At 60.6% G+C, this 19,498-nt stretch carries 15 protein-coding genes; 6 read left to right on the top strand and 9 right to left on the bottom strand.

Annotation, left to right across the window (positions count from 1 at the left end; all coding sequences use genetic code 11):
- Positions 1-8: 8 nt before the first annotated feature.
- Positions 9-1,115, top strand: a complete 1,107-nt coding sequence (locus D1223_RS04175; protein WP_119375126.1) for an enoyl-CoA hydratase/isomerase family protein — start codon at positions 9-11, stop codon at positions 1,113-1,115.
- A 35-nt stretch (positions 1,116-1,150) separates the two neighbouring features.
- Here D1223_RS04175 and D1223_RS04180 read toward each other — a convergent pair whose 3' ends face one another.
- From D1223_RS04180 to D1223_RS04210, 7 genes are all read right to left on the bottom strand, one after another.
- Complete coding sequence (locus tag D1223_RS04180; protein WP_119375276.1) at positions 1,151-1,780, bottom strand: peroxiredoxin; 630 nt, start codon at positions 1,778-1,780, stop codon at positions 1,151-1,153.
- Between the two features lie 35 nt (positions 1,781-1,815).
- Positions 1,816-3,624: a SulP family inorganic anion transporter gene (locus D1223_RS04185; RefSeq protein WP_119375127.1), complete on the bottom strand. Its 1,809-nt coding sequence runs from the start codon at positions 3,622-3,624 to the stop codon at positions 1,816-1,818.
- Between the two features lie 19 nt (positions 3,625-3,643).
- Positions 3,644-4,510 carry an MBL fold metallo-hydrolase gene (locus D1223_RS04190; RefSeq protein WP_119375128.1) on the bottom strand — a complete coding sequence of 289 codons (867 nt, stop codon included), beginning with the start codon at positions 4,508-4,510 and terminating at the stop codon, positions 3,644-3,646.
- Positions 4,511-4,529: 19 nt separating this feature from the next.
- Positions 4,530-4,922, bottom strand: coding sequence for an ArsR/SmtB family transcription factor (locus D1223_RS04195; RefSeq protein ID WP_119375129.1), 393 nt, complete (start codon positions 4,920-4,922; stop codon positions 4,530-4,532).
- The gene (locus D1223_RS04200; protein WP_119375130.1) at positions 4,919-5,587 is read right to left on the bottom strand and encodes a peroxiredoxin; all 669 of its coding nucleotides are present in this window, start codon (positions 5,585-5,587) and stop codon (positions 4,919-4,921) included. Before D1223_RS04200 ends, D1223_RS04195 begins: the two co-directional genes overlap by 4 nt.
- Positions 5,588-5,783: 196 nt before the next feature.
- Positions 5,784-8,429: a TonB-dependent receptor gene (locus D1223_RS04205; RefSeq protein WP_119375131.1), complete on the bottom strand. Its 2,646-nt coding sequence runs from the start codon at positions 8,427-8,429 to the stop codon at positions 5,784-5,786.
- Between the two features lie 115 nt (positions 8,430-8,544).
- A complete protein-coding gene (locus D1223_RS04210) occupies positions 8,545-9,747 on the bottom strand; it encodes an acyl-CoA dehydrogenase family protein (RefSeq protein ID WP_119375132.1) in 1,203 nt (400 codons plus the stop codon).
- A gap of 141 nt (positions 9,748-9,888) precedes the next feature.
- Here D1223_RS04210 and D1223_RS04215 point away from each other — a divergent pair, with 141 nt between their 5' ends.
- The 5 genes from D1223_RS04215 to D1223_RS04235 all read left to right on the top strand — a co-directional run bounded on the left by D1223_RS04215 (position 9,889) and on the right by D1223_RS04235 (position 16,959).
- A complete protein-coding gene (locus D1223_RS04215) occupies positions 9,889-10,611 on the top strand; it encodes a helix-turn-helix transcriptional regulator (RefSeq protein WP_119375133.1) in 723 nt (240 codons plus the stop codon).
- A gap of 143 nt (positions 10,612-10,754) precedes the next feature.
- Positions 10,755-13,955, top strand: coding sequence for an ammonium transporter (amt, locus tag D1223_RS04220; protein WP_119375134.1), 3,201 nt, complete (start codon positions 10,755-10,757; stop codon positions 13,953-13,955).
- 168 nt (positions 13,956-14,123) lie between these two features.
- On the top strand, positions 14,124-15,116 hold the full coding sequence (locus D1223_RS04225; protein WP_233353041.1) for a LacI family DNA-binding transcriptional regulator: 993 nt from the start codon (positions 14,124-14,126) through the stop codon (positions 15,114-15,116).
- Positions 15,117-15,309: 193 nt separating this feature from the next.
- Complete coding sequence (locus D1223_RS04230) at positions 15,310-16,011, top strand: aspartyl/asparaginyl beta-hydroxylase domain-containing protein (protein ID WP_158586709.1); 702 nt, start codon at positions 15,310-15,312, stop codon at positions 16,009-16,011.
- A gap of 3 nt (positions 16,012-16,014) precedes the next feature.
- The gene (locus D1223_RS04235) at positions 16,015-16,959 is read left to right on the top strand and encodes a sulfotransferase family protein (protein ID WP_119375137.1); all 945 of its coding nucleotides are present in this window, start codon (positions 16,015-16,017) and stop codon (positions 16,957-16,959) included.
- On the opposite strand, the gene D1223_RS04240 is transcribed toward D1223_RS04235, so the two are convergent.
- Both D1223_RS04240 and D1223_RS04245 read right to left on the bottom strand, forming a co-directional pair.
- Positions 16,960-18,603 carry a tryptophan halogenase family protein gene (locus D1223_RS04240; RefSeq protein ID WP_119375138.1) on the bottom strand — a complete coding sequence of 548 codons (1,644 nt, stop codon included), beginning with the start codon at positions 18,601-18,603 and terminating at the stop codon, positions 16,960-16,962.
- A 31-nt stretch (positions 18,604-18,634) separates the two neighbouring features.
- Entirely contained in the window at positions 18,635-19,417 is a 783-nt protein-coding gene (locus tag D1223_RS04245; RefSeq protein ID WP_119375139.1) for a hypothetical protein, read from the bottom strand.
- Positions 19,418-19,498 lie beyond the last annotated feature (81 nt).

Raw genomic sequence — 19,498 nt, forward strand, 5'->3', positions numbered from 1 at the left:
CCCGCGACATGAGTTCGTCCGATCTGCCATCGTCGAAATACCGTCACGCTCCGTCATCGGAACGGTCCTCGCGTCCGGATGGAGATGTGGTGCGGACCATCCGCGGTCATGCAGGCGTCTTGTCGTTCACGCGACCGGAAACGGCCAACGCCATCGACGAGCATGTCGTTGTTGCCATGACAGAAGCGCTGCGTGAATGGCGCGAGGCCAGAGAGGTCGACCACGTCATTCTGGATTTCGCGCATCCCGGCGGTCTGACTTACTCGGGAACCGACCTGCGCTTCCTGGCCAAGTGTGCGAGCTGGGATTTCCGTCAGGCGGTATCCTTCTTTGCGGCGCAGTACCGCCTCATCGACATGATCCGGCGCTATGACAAGCCGGTAGTAGCGTTCCTTGATGGACGCCTGCTCGGCGGCGCCATCGGGCTTGCCATGGCGGCCGGCCACAGGGTGGTGACCCCGCAGACAGGCTTCCAGTTTCCGGAAACCCGCGTGGGGCTCGCCCCGGATTCCGGCAGCGCCTGGTATCTCTCGCGCTTGCGTCACCGGATTGGCGTTTGGCTGGTGCTTACAGGTACGGAGCTGACGGGCAGCGATCTTGTCTGGTCCGGCCTTGCCACGCACATCGCCGATGCCGAGCAGCTGGAGACGCTGAAGGAAAACGTCTGCAATGACGGACCCGGGAGCCTCGGGCCCCCGCACGAGGTCAAGTCCGGATTCCTGGAATCGGCGAGTGAGGAAATCGAGCACTGCTTTAGCCATGAAACGGTCGACGGGATCATTGCGGCCCTGTCGGCTGGATCGGACTGGGCGAAAGAGCAGGGCAAGCGGATTGCTAAGACCTGCCCGCTCTCTGCCGGTGTTGCGCTTCGCCAGCTTCAGACCGGTGCAATCCTGTCAGACCATCGCGAAGCCCTGCGGCTGGAGTATCGTGTTCTCTCGCGGCTGGTCTGCACGCGCAACTTTCGGGAAGGAATGCGGTCTGTGCTGCTCGATCCGAACACGGCGCCCGAATGGGACCCACCAAGCTTTTCGAGGGTCACCTCGAACAGGCTGGCACCCCTCTTCTCGCCACCGCGCGAAGGCGAACTCCAGTTCGCCGACCAGCCCGCCTGACAGGCGTCAGGCAGGCTGGCCGCTTCAAGGTTTTCCTACTCAACCTCTGTCAAACGCAAGTATGGGCGGATTTCGTCCCATCCCTGCGGGAACAGGGTCCGCGCGGCCTCGTTGGTGACGGAGGGCGGGATGATAACCTTGGTGCCCGGCGTCCAGTCGGCCGGTGTGGCGATCTTGTATTTGTCGCCGGCCTGCAGCGCGTCGATAACCCGCAGGATCTCGTCGAAGTTGCGCCCGACGCTCATCGGATAGGTCATGGTCAGGCGGATTTTCTTGCTCGGATCGATTATGAACACTGAGCGCACCGCAGCGGTCTCGCTCTCGCCCGGATGGATCATGTCATAGGCTTGGGCGACCTTGTGTTCCGTGTCGGCGATGATCGGAAAGGTGAGGTCAGTGTTCTGTGTGTCGTTGACGTCGTCGATCCACTTGATGTGGTCTTCGACAGAGTCCGTGGACAGGCCGAGCGGCTTCACATTGCGTTTTGCAAACTCGTCGGCGAGCTGTGCGGTGCGGCCCATCTCGGTGGTGCAGACAGGCGTAAAGTCGGCCGGGTGGCTGAACAGGAAGACCCAGCTGCCGCCCGCCCAGTCATGAAAACTGATATCGCCCTTTGTCGTTGGGATCGAGAAGTCCGGGGCCGTATCGCCAATTCTGAGAGACATATCCAACATCCTTTCTTTCTTTTTTTGTGGATCGGTTAAACGCGTTCCAGACCTGCCAGTGCGAGCGAAGGGCAGGGAATGGCATCGGGCGTCGTCGTCTTCACATCCTTGCTGAAGGCTGACCGCACGCAGTCGAGATCGAGGTCGACCATCGCGTCATAAGTGTCGAGGTAGACCTTGCCGGTCAGCTCCTCGAGGAAGTGGGACCGCTTCAGCCGGTCCATGACCGGACCTTTGACTTCGGTCAGGTGCAGCGTGACGCCGGCATCTTTCAGGCGATGATTGATCGCTTCAAGGCTCTCCAAGCCGCTGGCGTCGATATGATTGACCGCCGGGCACATCAGCACGAGGTGTTTGAGGTCCGGCCGGTTGCCGACCACACAATAGACGGTGTCTTCGAGGAAGCGTGCATTGGCGAAGTAGAGGCTCTCATCGATGCGGATGATCAGCGCCTTGTCAGAAATCACCACGGCATGGCGGTTCACATTCCGGAAATGGTGCGTGCCCGGTACCTGGCCGACCAAGGCAAAGTGCGGCCGGCTTGTGTTGTAGAGGTGCAGGAAGAGCGACAAGGCAACGCCCGTCGTCACGCCGAGCTCGACCCCGGAAAGCAGGGTGATAAGGATCGTGGCCGCCATGGCTGCAAAGTCGGCCTTGGAATAGGACCAGACCCGCCAGATCGTCTTCAGGTCGACAAGCGATAGCACCGCAACGATGATGGTTGCGGCCAGCACGGCCTGGGGCAGGTAGAAGAGGTAAGGCGTCAGGTAGAGCGTCGCGAGCGCGATGCCGATGGCCGTGAAAGCGCCGGCCGCTGGCGTCTCGGCGCCCGCGTCGAAGTTCACCGCAGACCGGGCAAGCCCGCCTGTCACAGGATAGCCGCTGGACACACCGGCCGCCATACTGGCGGCGCCGAGGCCGATCAGCTCCTGGTTCGGGCTGACCCGCTGGCGCCGCTTCGCCGCCAGGGTCTGGGCAACGGAAACCGATTCGACAAAGCCGATCAGGCTGATCAGGGCGGCAGAGCCGGCCAGCTGCATCCAGGTGTCCCGGTCAAAGGTGGGCAGGCCGATGTCCGGCAGGTTGCGAGGCACGTCACCAAGGATGCGTACGCCATCCTCATCGAGCCTCAGGAGTGCGACGGCGAGAATACTGACAATCACAGCAAAGACCGGACCGGTGCGAGTGGCGATGGTCGCCGCTTTCTCCGACAGGCCGGCCTTCAGCAACAATGGCTTGAGAAACTTCCGCGATCCGAACAGGAAAACCAGCGAAGCGCCGCCAATGATCAGCGTTGGCAGGCTCGTTTCAGGCAGGCTGCGGGCGAGCGCGAGGACGATCTCGAACAGATTGTGGCCGCCTGCCTCGACGCCGAGTATATGCTTCAGCTGCGAGGCGGCGATAATGATGCCCGAGGCTGTGATGAAGCCCGAAACGACTGGATGGCTCAGGAAGTTGGCGAGAAACCCCATTCGCAGCAGGCCGAGTGCGAAAAGGATTGCGCCCGACATGAATGCCAGGATCAGCGCGGCCTGCACATAGGCATCAGAGCCAGGCACTGCGATCTTTCCGGCGGCCGCGGCCGTCATCAGCGACAGAATGGCGACAGGGCCGACCGCAAGCGTCCGGCTGGTGCCGAAGATGGCGTAGGCAATCAGCGGCAGGATCGACGCGTATAGCCCGATCTGCGGCGGCAGGCCTGCCAGCATCGCATAGGCGAGTGACTGCGGGATCAGCATGATGGTCACGATGACCGCCGCGATCAGGTCGTTGACCAGCGTTTCTCGGCGGTACTCGCGCCCCCATTCCAGGATGGGGAAGTATCTCGACAGCCGGAATGGCATGCTGGTTTGCCCCCCTCGTTTACAGCGCGTTGATCGGCAGTTTCATGTAGCGCTGTCCATTGTCCTCAGGCTCGGGCAGGTTGCCCGCGCGCATGTTGATCTGGACTGAAGGCAGGATCAACTTCGGCATGGCCAGTGTCGCATCGCGTTCGGTGCGCATCTTGATGAATGCCTCGCGTGTCGTGCCGGTCTTCACATGGATATTGTGCGCCTTCTCTTCGCCGATCGTGGTTTCCCATACGAATTCGTCGCGGCCCGGCGCCTTGTAGTCATGGCACAGGAAGACGCGCGTCTCATCGGGCAGTGAAAACAGCTTCTGGATGGAGTCGAAGAGCGTGCCGGCATCGCCGCCGGGAAAGTCGCAGCGCGCCGTGCCAAAATCCGGCATGAAGATGGTGTCGCCGACAAAGAGCGCATCGCCGATCAGGTGGCTCATGCAGGCAGGCGTGTGGCCGGGCGTATGGATCGCCTTGGCCTCTATCGTGCCGATCCGGTAGGTTTCGCCATCCTTGAAGAGGTGATCGAACTGGCTGCCATCGGTGTGGAAGCTCTGACCTTCGTTGAAGATCCTGGCGAAGACTTTTTGAACCGTCGAGATGTGTTCGCCGATGCCTGTGCGTCCGCCGAGCTGGCTCTTGATGTAAGGCGCAGCAGTGAGATGGTCTGCGTGGACGTGCGTATCGATGATCCACTCGACCGTCAGGCCCTTGTCTCGCACGAAGGCGATCAGCTGGTCGGCCGATTGCGTGCTGGTGCGCCCCGAGGCCTGATCGAAATCGAGGAGCGAGTCGACGATCGCAGCCTTGTCGGTGGAGGGGTCCCAGACGACGTAGCTGATCGTATTGGTGGCGTCGTCGAAGAACCCTTGAACCATTGGTTTGGTCATGGGTCTGTTTCCTTTTTCGTTAGCTGACGATCCGGGCAAAATGCCCTGAACCGCTGGATTGAGGTGAGCTGGAACCGGAGGCCGCAGGTGGCTTGGAAGCAGGTGCTGGCTTGTCGAGCATCACCGCGCAAAGCGCATCGACCATGGCACCGGCGCGGGAGCTGTCCGACAAGCGATAGAAAATCGACTTGGCATCCCGCCGGGTCTCGACAAGGCCTTCGTCGCGCAGCTTGGCGAGCTCACGTGAGAGGCGCGGCTGCCGGATGCCAAGGGTCTGTTCGATCTCGCTGACGGAGAGTTCTTTGTCGCGCAGTTGGCAGCAGATCATCAAACGGGCCGGATGGGCGAGCGCCTTGAGCAAGGCGGTGGCTTCTCCGGCCAGCGGTTGCATCTTGTCCATGTCGAGGCTCATTGTCCGGCCTCCTTGTGGGTGTAGTACCAGGTGCCGCCATTCATCGCGGCGCGGGCATCGGCTTCGCGAATATCGGCCGGTGCAGGCAGGACGGCGGCCTCGCCGGGTGTCCAACCCTCAGGGGTTGAAACGCCTTCCCGGTCAGAGGTCTGCAATGCGGCCAGCACGCGCAGGATTTCCTCGACCGAACGGCCTATGGCGAGCGGGTAATGTATCATTGCCCGGATGATGCCGTCCGGATCGATGAAGAAGACGGAGCGGACCGCGGCGGTGGAATCCGAGGAGTCGTGGACCATGCCATAAGCACGGGCGACAGACATGGAGATGTCTTCGACAATTGGGAAGGTGATCCGCACGCCGAAACGCGCCTCGATATCCTGCACCCACGCCAGATGCGCATACAGGCTGTCCACTGACAGGCCGAGCAGTTCGCAATCCATCGCCCTGAAACGGTCGATCTGGTTTTGGAAAGTGATGAACTCCGAGGTGCAGACAGGCGTGAAATCTGCTGGATGCGAGAAGAAGACGAGCCAGCGGCCATGAAAATCCGACAGGCGGACGAGGCCTTCCGTTGTGCGCGCCTCGAAGTCCGGCGCACGCGATCCGATCTTTGCGCTGGGCAGTTGCGAGGGCGCGTCAGTGGCGATGTCGTTTGCGTCGGGCATGCTGAATCCTCATTCCCAGTTCAAATGTTTACAATTTACAATAATGTCAAGTGTTGTGAGCCTGCATCTGCTTTGATGGCGTGTCCAAGGCCGGATAAGAAGGTGCGGACACCGGCTCAGTACGCAGAGTCCAAACAAAAAAAGGCGCCGGTTTGAAGCCGGCGCCAGCTATGTCGGGAGGAATTTTTGTACGCTGCTAGAAGCGGTAGGTCAGTGAAGCGCCGTAAGTGCGTGGCTTTCCGGCGAACCGCATGATCACGTTCGCGTTGGAAGTGATCTGCTGCCAATAGTACTCATCGGTCAGGTTGCGGCCCCAGAGTGAGACTTCCCAGCCGCTTTCGAGCGAATAGAGCCCGATCGAACCGTTGAGAATGCCGTAGGAGTCGATGTCATAGAGCGGGTTGTCTGGGTCGCCGGCCGTCGAGTCGCTCTGCCAGCGGCCGTTCAGCGTGGCCTGCAGGCCGAGCGTCGGCGAAATCGGCTTGTCATAGAGCAGCGTCAGGCTGGCAGCCGTTTCCGGGCTGTAGAGGAACGGATCGCCTTCGACATTGGTCGGCTGGCCGGCAAAGTCGAAAGTATCGAAGCTGCCATACTCCGTGTTGAGGAGCGTGAGACCGCCAATCGCCGTCAGCTCGTCCGTCAGCAGCCAGGTAACTTCCGCGTCAAGGCCGTAGGCTTTGGCCTCCGGTGCGTTCTGCAGCTGTGACAGGGCCGTATAGATCGGGTCCGGGAAGAATTGCGCGCCCTGCTTGTCCTCATAATCATAGTAGAACAGCGAAGCGTTGGCCTGCATCCGGCCATCCAGCAGGCCGGCCTTCATGCCAAGCTCATAGGCCAGCAGGCTTTCCTGCGTTGCCGGGAAGTTCTGCTCTGCCTTGGAGGCGGCATTGACCGGCGTCGCAGCGGATTTGTAACCTTTCGACACCGACCCGAAGAGCAGCAGGTTCTCCATGTTGGTCGGCGTGTAGTTTGCCACGACCCGCCAGGAGAGATTGTCTTCATCGACATTCGATTCGACAGGGCCGAAGCTGTTTTTGACGTTGCTGTAGGTGTTGCAGCTATTCTCCAGGAGCGGGGCCGGCGGCGCCGTCACATCAGGATAGAAACCGACGAAGAAGAAGCGGTTGAAAATGTTCACGTTCGGCTGCATCGAGCCGTCAATGTCGCCGGAGCACCCGATATAGTCCTGTTCATCCTGCGTGTAGCGCACGCCGGTGATCAGCTCCCACTCCGGCGTCAGGCGCCAGTTGGCATTGGCGAAGATGCTGGCGCTTGTCGACTCGAATTCGCCGATGTCCCGGTACTTCTGGAACGATCCGAGGATTTCAGCCGGTGAATAGGGCAGGCCGGTCTCCGGATCGACATTCAACGAGTTGATGAAGGCCGTCTGCTGCGCAATCGCCGCCGCATAGGCTGCCGGGTTCGCCTGCTCGAGCTGCACCAGCGCCGGGTTCAGCAGTCTCAGCGTGTTCTCGGTATCGTAAGCCAGACCTGTTGCGATCGTGCTGATGAAATTGCTGTTGGCATTGTCACGCAGAAGCGTCTGGTTGGAGTCCGTTATCTCGTCCTTGGAATAGTAGACGCCGACCATCCAGTCCGCGATGCCGGTTGATCCTTCAAGGCGGAATTCCTGGCTGAAGGATTCGATTTCGGCATCAATGTCCTGAAGCAGGATAGCCGCCGGGGCTCCCGACCAGTCGAGCAGGGCTTCACGCTGCAGGTCGTTGTAGCCGGTCAGCGAGGACAGCTGCATGCCATTGTCGAACCGCCAGTCGACGCCAAGCTTGTAGGCGTTGAAGCTGGAGTCTTCCTCAAGCGGACCATCAAAGCCCGAAATGCCGAACTGCGTGCTGGCGCGGGCCGATGTCGGCGCCCATTCAGCGGTTTCAGCATCTGTCGGATTGTTGTTCAGCACATAGTCCACAACGCCTGGTGCGTTGAAGGCGGCGGCGCCGCCAGCAAACGGGCTGAGCGGGTTGGTAGCCGGGGTAAGGCCAATGGCCTGACCGCCGATCGTGTCAGAGTTATTGGTCCAGCCATTCCAGGAAAGGTCTATGTCGATGTTGCTGGTTGGCTGCCAGGCGAGGGCGGCGCGGAAACCGGTCTTGTCGATCGTGCCGCGGTCTTGGCCGGTGAGGTCGGAAACCTGCCAGCCTTCTTCGCTGCTCTCGTGACGGGCGGCAAAGCGGGCCTGGACATTGTCGGCCAGCGGCACGTTGATCATGCCTTCATAATTGATGGTGTCGTAATTGCCGACATCGAGGCCGAGACTGCCTTCGAATTCATCGCCAGGCTTGTTGGTGACGACGTTGATCAGGCCGGCCGTGGTATTGCGGCCGAAGAGGGTGCCCTGCGGACCTTTCAGGACTTCGACACGGTTCACGTCGAAAACCGGGCCGGAGTTCATGAACGGGAATGGATAGGCGACCTCGTCAACATAGGTGCCGACGGTCGATGTCGCGGAAACGTTGATCGTATTGAAGCCGATACCGCGCAGCGTGTAGGTCGGCACGCCCTGATAGGACTGCGACACGGTGAAGGACGGGATGACCGATTGGAGGTCATCGACGCTGTTGACGCGCAGGTCATCAAGCTGGTCTTCGCCAAACGCCTGGATAGACATCGGAACGTCGAGCACCGATTCTTCCTTGCGCTGGGCGGTCACCTGGATCGAGGTCAGACGGCGATCGCTGTCGACTTCGGCTTCTGCTGCGGCCTCTTCGGATGCGGCTGCCGCGCCGGTGTCATTATCCTGCGCGACAGCGGCCGGACCGAAGCCCGCCAGAAGCGCCAGCGACGTGGTCGTGACAAGACTGTGGCGTAGTGAAACTCTGAGAACCATATTTTCCTCCCTGTCCGGGTTTTCCCGGTTGTCGGTTATCAAGGCGCGATGGTTCACGCAGACGGGGAGTCTTACAAGCTATCGGAAATGACAGGGGCCGATATTTATTACAGGTTCAGAGTTTGAGGAGCAGCTTCGCCATCACATTTCGCTGCACCTCGTTCGACCCGCCATAAATCGACCCTGCGCGGTTATTGAGATAGCGCGGCATGGCCGTGAGGCTGTGCTGGGGGCCGATTGGTTCGATATTTGAGCCGGGCTGGCGCGCGGCCATCTGATCGACATTGCCGTAGAGGCCCGCCGCTTCGATGGCCAGTTCGTCAATCCGCTGCATGGTTTCGGTCCGGGCGGTCTTCAGCATCGATGAGGCCGGCCCCGGATTGCCGCCCCCGGCAAGTGCCGCCGTGACGCGTTTTTCCGTTATGACGATCCCTTCCAGGGCTATCTTCGTGTCGGTAAAACGCCGCTGGAAAGCCGGATCGCTGGCAAGTGGCCGGCCACCGCCGGCCGGTTCTGCGTGGGCCATGATCCGGATGCGCTCAAGAGCCGCTTCGAGACCAGCGGAGTTGCCGCCACCGCGTTCGAATTCGAGTAGATACTTCGCGACCGTCCAGCCATCATTTTCCTCACCGAGGCGACCGGATTTCGGCACGCGGACATCGTCGAAGAAGACCTGGTTGACCTCGTGTTCGCCAGCCAGCGTGATGATGGGTTCCACGCGAATACCAGGAAGGTTCATGTCCAGAAGGAGGAATGTGATACCCTGCTGTGGCTTGCCCTCGGTGGAGGTGCGCACCAGACAGAACATCTTGTTGGCGTGATGGGCTTGTGTCGTCCAAATCTTTGAGCCGTTGAGGATATAATCGTCACCATCAGAGACGGCGCGCATTTGAAGACTTGCAAGGTCAGAGCCGGCCCCCGGCTCCGAGTAGCCCTGACACCAATAGTCCTCGCCTGAAAGGATACGGGGCAGGTAATAGGCCTTCTGCTCTTCTGTTCCGTATCCCATGATGCACGGGCCGACCATGTGCAGGCCCATGGGAGAGAGAGAAGGCGTCCCCGCGCGCGCGCATTCCGAGGCGAAGATGTACTTTTCCATCTCGTCCCAGCCGGGACCGCCATACTTTTCCGGCCAGTGTGGTGCGGCCCATCCCTTTTCGTTCAGGATTTTCAGCCAGGGCTTGCTGTGCTGCGGCTCGCTGAAAACGCTCGTGGACAGCCGGCCGGCCTGCGCCAGCTCCGGCGCCAAGTTTTCCTCAAGAAACATTCTGACTTCACGGCGAAAATCTTCGTGCTTCTGATCAAGCGTGAGTTTCATGACCCGCCCTCCCTTCTTGTCTTTTTTACGGGCTCACTTGCCCCTGAGTTAAACTTGCAGTGACGGGTGGCAATCGACAAGCTGCTAGTTGTAATAGGGTTCTGAAGTTGGACGTCCACGACACACTCGGCACCTTTGAACATGCTTGAAAAACAGGTTGTTGCACTTGCGCATGAGGTCAGCCGGACGGGCCAGGACCTCAGTTTACCCTATAATGCCGTCAGCGCCGACATCGGCAGTCCTGAGCCGATGGTCGATGCGGATGGCCGCCCCTTTGCGGAGACGCTGTTTCGCTGGATTGATCCAGAGCTCCAGTACTGGAAGGACCGCGCCTTTGCGCTTCGTTCAGCGATGGTTCACGCGACGCGTACCTGCGCGGAACCTTTCTATTTCGGCAAGGGTGAGCTTGGCAGCTGGCGTCCGAACGAGGCCCTGCAGGCCAGCCACGATCCCAAGCAGTACAAGGAAGGGCACATTGCGTCCGCTATTGTCGCGCCGGTCTACCTTCCGGGCGGGACCATCGGTGCGGTGGTCTGGGCGAGCGACGAGGAGATCGACGTGCGCCCCCTGTTCGATGCGCATGCCGAGCACCTGCACGCCCTCGCGCTTAAGTTCATCGCGACTTATAACGACGCCCGGGCCATCGGTCCCAAAAGCCCGGCAGTCTATCTGACCCGCCGTGAGATCCAGTGCCTGAAATGGGCGGCTGCGGGAAAGACAGACTCGGAGATTGCAACCATCATCGACATTTCGGTTCCGACGGTCCGCTTTCATATCACCAACAGTGCGAAGAAGCTGGGAGTGGCCGGCAAGGCGCGTGCGATCCAGCGGGCAACCGTTCTCGGTTACATCGGCAACGAGTAGGCTCCACGCGTCACTCAAAAGATCTCGCGTCCGCCACGAATAATAGTATTTGCAACAGTTTACGTGGATTTTACGAAGCTCCGCTAAAGACAGCATCGTCTCTTCATATTCCTTGAACAGGAGATGCTGGCTTGGCGAGTCTCATGAGCGTCTGTCGAATTGCCGCCTGCCTTCTCGGCCTGGCTGTCCTGCCATCGCCTTCTGAGGCCTCGGCTTCCGCCTCTCATGTCTCGCCGATTGCCCATACTGCGCAGCTTCTGGATTACGTCTGGGTCCTCGTCGCGGCGGGACTCGTCATGTTGATGCAGATTGGCTTCCTGCTGCTGGAAGCGGGCATGGTACGGTCCAAGAATTCCATCAATGTGACGATGAAGAACGTGATGGACTTCACGGCGTCTGCCATTGCCTTTGCTGCGGTCGGGTTCATGATCGCGTTCGGCGCCACATCCATCCTTCCGGCAGGCTTCCAGGTGTCATTTGTCGGGCTTGGTCAGCTCAGCGCACCCGAGCAGATTTTCTTTGTCTTCCAGGTCATGTTTTGCGGTACCGCCGCAACCATTGTGTCCGGCGCAGTTGCCGAGCGCATGCGCCTCTCAGCCTATGTCATCGGTTCGCTAGTCATCGGGGCGTTTATCTATCCGGTCTTTGTTCACTGGACGTGGGGCGGCGCCTTGCAGGAGAACCCTGGCGCCTTCCTTGGCAATCTCGGCTATATCGACTTTGCGGGGTCGACCGTCGTTCATGCACTCGGGGGCTGGCTGGCGCTCGCTGCCTGTATCGTGCTTGGCGCCAGAAGCGGCCGGTTCACGGCAGATGGCCGGCCGGTCCGGTTTTCCGGTCACAGCCCGGTGCTGGCCGGTGCCGGGACGCTGATGCTCTACATCGGCTGGATCGGCTTCAATGGCGGCTCCACCGGGGCGGCGACGGCCGAGATCGGTGCGATTGTTCTCAACACAATCCTGGCCGGCGCAGCCGGCTGCCTGGCAGGCTATTCTTGGACGATGGCGCGCGACCGGTCGGTGCTGCCGGAAAAGGTGATCAACGGACTGATCGCGGGCCTGGTCGCTGTGACGGCCGGGTGCCATATCCTGAATCCCGGTACATCCATGCTGATCGGCGCCTGCGGTGCCGTCGCAGCCCTGTGGTTCAATGAATGGCTGGAGACGCGCTTTCGCATCGACGATGCGGTAGGGGCCGTGGGTGTTCACGGGTTCGCCGGTGCTGTCGGCGTGCTGCTGCTGCCAGTCCTGGCGCCGGTTGCCATGCTGCCCGCCGGTGGCCGTTTCGAGCAGGCGCTTGTGCAGCTGCTCGGGTGCGCAATCAATTTCGGCTGGGCATTCGGCGTCGGGCTCACCTTTTACATCACGCTCAGGGCCGTATCGGGAATCCGCGTTTCCCGCGAAGCAGAAGAGCGCGGCCTCAATGAAAACGAACATTCGACTCGTATCGGCATCGGGCATATCGAAGATGCGATGGGCGACCTTGCACGTGGAACGGTCGATCTGAACCTGCGCCTGCCGATAGAGCAGGGCGACGATGCCGAGCGCCTGACGCGCACGTTCAACGCCCTCATGGAGACCATGCAGTCGCGGGAGGAGGAGCGCGCCGAATTCGAAAGCGACCGGCGAAGCTTCGAGGAGGCTGAGCGCCTGTCTGCCTTGGCAAATGCGACGTTTGAAGCGCTTTGCCTGGTCGTCGATGGCGAAATCGTCGATGGCAATGCCGCGCTCAGCCAGCTTGTCGGCGCCAGCCTGAAAGACCTGCGCGGGCGGCCTCTGTACAACCTTCTGTCCAGCGCCGACATCGACAAACTCGACAAACTGTCACGCTCGCCGGATGCGCCAATCGAGGAATTGTCAGTCATCGATTCCAAGGGTGAGGCGATCCCGGTCGAAGTCCGCAGCCGCGACGTGACGTTCAGGGGAACCGACATGCGTGTGCTCGCTATTGTCGACCTGCGAGAGCGCAAGAAGGCTGAGGCGCGTATCCGCCACATGGCCTTGCATGACCCGCTGACCCGGCTGCCAAACCGCGCGCTGTTCAATGATCGACTGTCTGCCATGATCGACGAGACAATGACCGAGCAGACCATGTCTGCGGTGGTGCTCATCGACCTCGACAAATTCAAGGATGTCAATGACCTGCATGGTCATGCCGCGGGCGACGAAGTGCTCAAGGCGACCGCCGAGCGGATCCGTGACCTCGTGCGCAGCCGCGATACGGTCGCCAGGCTGGGCGGTGACGAATTTGCCGTGCTGCAGCCAAGGATCGACTTCGTCAGCCAGACTGAAGAGCTCGCCATGCGCCTCGTGGAGACGCTCAGCCGGCCGATAGAGCTGTCGGATGGCCAGCGTGTGCGGATCGGGGCGTCTGTCGGCGTCGCCTTCTGTCCGCGTGACGGTATCCAGTCTGTCGGGCTGGTCACGCGGGCCGATACGGCGCTTTATCATGCCAAGAATAATGGCCGGAACTGCTATGCGCTCTTCGAGACTGGCATGGACGAACATGTCCGGCTGCGTCAGCTGCTGGAGCTCGACCTCGCCAATGCGCTGGAGGGCGAAGAGCTTGAGGTGCATTACCAGCCACGCATGAACCTCGAGACTGGTGAAATTGTGAGCTACGAAGCGCTGGTTCGCTGGAATCATCCGCGTCGTGGACAGGTCAGCCCGAGCGAGTTCATACCTGTTGCCGAAGGCTGTGGGCTGATCGTCAAGATCGGTGAATGGGTCCTGCGCCAGGCCTGTATGACGGCGGCGCGGCAGGACGGTAAGCGGCGTGTCAGCGTCAATGCCAGTCCGCTGCAATTCCGCGACCATACCTTTGTCGAGGCTGTACGCGCCGCGCTCGCCGAGTCCGGGCTTGATGCAAGCCGCCTGGAAATCGAGATCACAGAGAATGTTCTGATCTCAGACGACCAACGGGCGCTGCGCGTTTTCCGGGCGCTCAAGGCACTGGGTGTGCAAATTGCGCTCGACGATTTCGGAACCGGCTATTCCTCGCTCGGCTATCTCAGCCGGTTGCCATTCGACACAATCAAGATCGATCGCTCTTTCGTCCAGAACATCGCCACCGACGACAACAGCCTGTCCATTGTCGAGACGATTATCCGTCTCGGCCGCTCGCTCGACATGACGGTCGTTGCCGAAGGCGTGGAAACCGAAATCGAGCTGGCAGCGCTGGCCAAGACGGGGTGCGATGAAATCCAGGGCTTTGTCCTGGGCGCGGCGGAACCGGCGCAGAATGTACTGAAGGCGGCCCCGGAGGCCATTCGCGCCATTGTGGAAACGGAATCGCAGCTGCGGCAGCTGATTGAACTCTCCGAGACCATGAAGAAAGCCGGATAGGGCGGCCGGTGGACTTCTGATCGGCTTAACCGGTCAGTTCGCGTTTCTGTCAGCAGGCCGAATTGACGGGCTGGGGAGCGCGCAGCATGCTGCGCCGCGCAGGAATCAGCAGGTCTGGACGGGTGAATGCCTCCATCGAGAAAATCACGATCTGTCACCTTGTCCGACGTGGCAAAGGATGCGGGCGTTTCGCCGATGACCGTTTCGCGGGTCATCAATGGCGAAACGAACGTCAGGAAGCAAACGCGCGAACGCGTACGCGCCTCGATTGAGCGTCTCAATTATTCGCCCAATATCTCCGCCCGTAACCTGGCCGGTGCCAGGTCACTTCGCATCTGCCTGCTTTATGGAAACCCTTCATCGGCGTATCTCGGTGAACTGTTGATGGGGGTCCTGGAATCGGCTCGCGAAATTGGGGCGCATGTCGTTGTGGAGCGCACGCAGGCCGACGCTCTGAATTTGGACGACCTCGCTGCGCAGATGAACCGCGACTGGGACGCGATGATTGTGCCTGCACCGATCAGCGACAATCCTGGCATCTGGCGGCTGGTCGAGGAGCACCGCTTTCCGGCCGTCTTCCTTTCGAGTGCCATCAAGCCGGGCCTCGCAACCGAGATCAATATCGATGAATATGCGGCGGCGCATGACCTGACAGCGACGCTGATCTCGCGAGGGCACCGGCGTATCGCTTTCATCAAGGGCCACCCCGACCACACAGCGGCGGCGGGACGGTTTGACGGTTACAAGGCCGCCTTGCGGGAAGCTGGGCTCAGCCTCGATGAAACGCTCGTGAAGCAGGGCTATTTCACCTATCGGTCCGGCCTTGACGCCGCCGATGAGCTGCTCGGCCTCGATGAGCCGCCAACCGCCATCTTCGCAGCCAATGACGATATGGCGGCGGGTGTACTGGCTTCAGCTGCCCGCCATGGTCTGTCGGTGCCGCGGGACCTGTCTGTCGCCGGATTCGACGACTCGCCGATCGCATCGACGGTCTGGCCGAACCTGACCACGGTCCGCCAGCCCGTTGCAGACATGGCAGCGCTGGCCGTGAAGCTCGCGGCCAGGGCCGTTCGCGGACGTCCGGAAGACAGGGAGGCCGAGACGGTCCGGTTCGACTACGAGGTCATCGGGCGCGACAGTGTGGCACGCCCGCCTGAATAGTCGTTGAGTTTCAGTCAACTTGGTGGTAGCGCTACCAACGTCCTTCTAAGACTGACTTCGTAGTTGGGTGGCGGCTCAGGCTTGCCACCCAACCCTTTTTCTGAAACCTGCGCTCCCGTACGCCGCATGGTGCTGGTTGCCTTGGAAGGGCGGGCTGCCTACTCTGAACGTCGAATGTTCCGGGATGGGTGACATGAACTTCCAGGGTAATTTCAAGCGCGTCGGCAGCTTCGATACCAGCGAGTTGAAACGGCTCGTGCTCGGGCTGACGCAGGAGCACTGGCTGGCCGACGATACGCGCCAGAAGCGCTATGAGGTGCACAAGGATACGCAGTTTATCGGGCTCGCCTATGATGAAGACTTCCGGCATACGCATCCGACGCGTCGACCAGCGCTCGACCTGTTCGGACCGGCAATCCAGTCGCTGCTCGCGCAGATCGCAGAATTTTACGAAACCCACCCGGAAACCTTCGCGAAGTTCCAGAAGCCGGTTCGCGGCTATTTCATCCGGATCAGCCTCGCCAAGCTCGTGGCGGGTGGCAAGATCTCCATCCACCAGGACAAGAACTTCTCTCTGACCCATTCCCATCGGGTGCACTTGCCAATCGTGACCAATCCCGATTGCTGGTTCTATGTTGGCAAGGAACGGATGAACATGAAGGAGGGCGAGATCTGGGAGATCAATAATCGGCGGATGCACTATGTTGCCAATCACGGCGATGAGGACCGCGTGCACCTGATCCTCGACTGGGTCTTCCCATGGGAGCCGTGCTGCTGCGCGGACAAGGTGCATCCGGGCGAGCCCTGCACGCCCAAGGCCTGCGCGGACTCCGTCGTGTTGCGGATCCCTTGCGATTGCCATCCGGAAGAAGCCGACGTGCCGCTTCCGGTCTAGAGCATGCAGCGGGCGCCCGACCTCAAACCGATCGCCACCCAGGAGACGGCCGGCCTGGGAGATGCGGCGCTCGATGCGCTGATGCCAGACCCCGTCATCATCCTGTCCGCGCCACGTGCCGGCAGTACACTGATGTTCGAACAGATCTGTCGTATCCCGCCCTTCTGGAGCATCGGCGGCGAGAGCCACGCGATCTTCAGGGAGTTTCCGCATTTAAGAGCCAGCGATGCGGCATTGAGTTCGATGGCCCTTGACGAGCGCCACGCCGATCCTCAGACGGCTGACATGTTCCGTCGCCTATTTGTCCTGTTGATGCGAGACGATCGGGGCCGCCGATACCTTGAATACCCGCCGCAGGCCCGTCCAGAACATGTGACGCTTGTCGAAAAGACGCCCCGCAATGCACTCAACATTCCCTTCCTGCTGAAAATGTTTCCAAGGGCCCGCTTCGTTTTCCTGCATCGCGATCCGCGCCAGAATGTTGCCAGCCTGATTGAGGCCTGGGCAGTTGGTCTCAACAAGGGGCGGTTCATTACCTTCCGGGACCTGCCGGACTGGCCTCTGCCGGGCTGGTGTTTCGTCTTGCCGCCCGGCTGGGAGAAGATGCGTGGCCGGTCGCTTGCGGAAATTGCGGCCTTCCAGTGGCTGGCCTGCAATGAGGCGATCATCTCCGGCCTGTCAGGCCTGCCGGCCGAACGGCTGACCGTGCTGAGTTATTCGGACTTCATGGCCGATCCGGGCAAGGCACTCCTTGGCGTTTGCAAAACGTTAGGGATCGATGGGGCGCCAGCCGACCTGAATATTGGGTCAATGCCGCTGTCGCGTTCGACAGTGTCGCAGCCAGATCCGGACAAGTGGCGACGCTTCGAAGCGGAGATTGCACCGCTACTGCCGCAGCTCACATCAATGCAGGCGCGAATAGATGATTTCGCAGCAGGGCTTGGCTGATCAGTATGGCCGCGCCCGGCCTGACGCCCAACCCGGAGGTTCGTAGCCAGCACTGGTGAAGCTCGGCGCGCCAAGCGCACGCTGCAGCCACATGTCATGCGGTGGGAGCTTTACCTGTGCGGCGCGAAGACGCTCGATGATCGCAGGCATGACCCGCGTCTTGGGGGCGTCCGTCGACGGGGGTGCCAGGGGTTCGCCACAGAAATGCATGCCGTACATGATCGCCTCATAGCTCTCATGGTTCCAGAGACCGGCCGTATCGACGGGCGATCGCGGGTCGCAGCCCGGAACGACCCGGTCAATCTGCCCAGCTCCGCCCGGGAAGGACTGGTCCTGGAAGTCCGAAGCGCTCGGCGGCTTGAGTTTCCAGTATTCGAACTTGGCTTTCAGCCGGTCGGTGATCCGCTCTGGTTTCTGCACCTCCTGCCAGAAAGCCGTGTCGGTCCGGCGCGACAGGCAGTAGTGCATGTTGATGAAATCGAGGATCTCGAAATACCGGTTGGAGATCACCCGGTTCACCCGGAAGGCCATCGCCTCCAGCATATCATCAGTATAAGGAAAATGCTCTGCCAGCATCACGGCGCCGAGGTCCGACAGGTAGAGGCCGGTCGATTCCAGCGGTTCGATGAACCCGCCCGCCAGCCCGATTGCGAGGCAGTTGCCCTGCCAGGCCTTCTGCCTCTGGCCGACATGGAATTTGATCAGCCGCGTTTCGATGTCCTTCGCGTGAGGCCCTTCATAGGCCCGCCATTCGCGTTCTGCCTCTTCTGCCGAAATGAAGTGGCTGGAATGAACGTAGCCGACGGAGCGCTGATCCTGCATCGGGATATCCCACGCCCAGCCGGACGAAAGCGCCGTGGCCGTCGTGTAAGGGCGGATGAGGCCCGGATAGAACTGGTCATAGGGTATGCGGCCAACCACGGCCTGGTCACACATCAGCCACCGGGAATAGTCCTCATAGCCGACGCCAAGGGTCTCTCCGATGAGCCGCGCGCGAAAGCCCGTGCAATCGACGAAAATGTCCGCCTCGTGCACATTGCCGCGATCGGTCCTGACCGATTTGATCAGTCCGTTCTCGCGCATTTCAACGTCGGTCACGTTCTCGAGGTAGTGGGAGACGCCGCGCGCGGTAGAGAAATCTCTCAGATAGTCGGCGAATTTCTGGGCGTTCATATGGTAGGCGTACGCTAGCGGGGCGCCCATATCCCAGCGCCCAAGCATCTTCGGGGCGCGCGCCATGTCACAGATGACAGGCTGGGCCGAAACCGTCTCCATGAAGGGAACCGAACGGTCGGAATTCAGCCAGGCCCGTCCGGTCCTGTCGATTGGCTGAATCCGGTAGCGGCTGAAGGGGTGATGGTAGAAGCTCTGGTCATTGTGGAGCCAGTTCTGATAGCGGATCGACTGCTTGAAGGTCGCATCCGCCGCCTTCATGAACTCCGTCTCATCGAGGCCGGCGACGGACAGGACATGCTGGATCGAGGGGACGGTTGCCTCGCCGACAGAAATGCGCGGGATGTCTGGGGATTCGATCAGGCTGATTTTCACGGTGGGCGCATTGCCGCGATCGTTAAGGGCGCCATTGAGGTAGGCTGCTGTCATCCAGCCGGCCGACCCTCCGCCTACAATCAGCACACGTCTCATTCTGCGGTTACCTGCCTATAATTAGTGATGCTCATGCGTAGCCCAGAAGGGCGCGTAGTCCGGGCACGTAGTAATCGACGAGCTGCTTCTGTGTCTCCGGCAATTCGTCTGGCACCTCATCGCGAGTTGTCAGGTTTTCGCGGGCCGTACTGCTCATCTTGCGGTCCGAGCCGATCCGTACGCGCTCGCGCCAGTCGGCGGGCATGGCCATACCGCACTTGGCAAACAGCTTGGAAAAGAAGGCTTCCGCTTCGGGGGTTTCGAGCGCTTTCACATGGGTGACGAGGTCTTCGTAGCGCACCAGATGGGCGCTGGAGCCAAGCCAGCTTGCGGCATTGTGCGTGTAGATCTCGCGCATCGAGGGCACCTTGTTGTGAATGCCGAAAATCATCATGTTCAGGACATCGAGCGTATCAGCATTGCCGCCCTTCAGGTGCTCCAGATTGGCCTCGAAATTGTCCGACAGGAAGAAGCGCGCCCGCGCCAGGACCCAGTCATATGGATCTCGCACCAGCAGCACATGGTTGACCTTGCGCAGCACGATGGCCGCATCGTCAGAGAACAGAAGATGTCCCCAGCTCAAGCGTGGTGCGTGCGGATAGAAGGCCTCAAGATGCTGACGCAGCACGGGAATCTGGATGAAGGTGTCGTGATATTGCTGTTCGACTGGCACGAACATGCGCATGATGTTGCGCATCAAATGCGTGCCGCTCTTCGGGACCGAATTCAGGAAAACCGGCGTTTTCAACGGCGTCTGAGTGAACTCACGATTACGCTCATTCAGATTGTCTGGCTTGACCTTGATGTGCGGCATTCGCCCCGGCTCCCTGTGATCTCCCGCAGGACACCCATCCTGCGCGCGGGTGTCAACACGACACTATAGCCGCGCTGTGCC

The sequence above is a fragment of the Henriciella mobilis genome, from assembly GCF_003576285.1.
In the GTDB taxonomy this organism is placed as follows: Bacteria; Pseudomonadota; Alphaproteobacteria; order Caulobacterales; family Hyphomonadaceae; genus Henriciella; species Henriciella mobilis.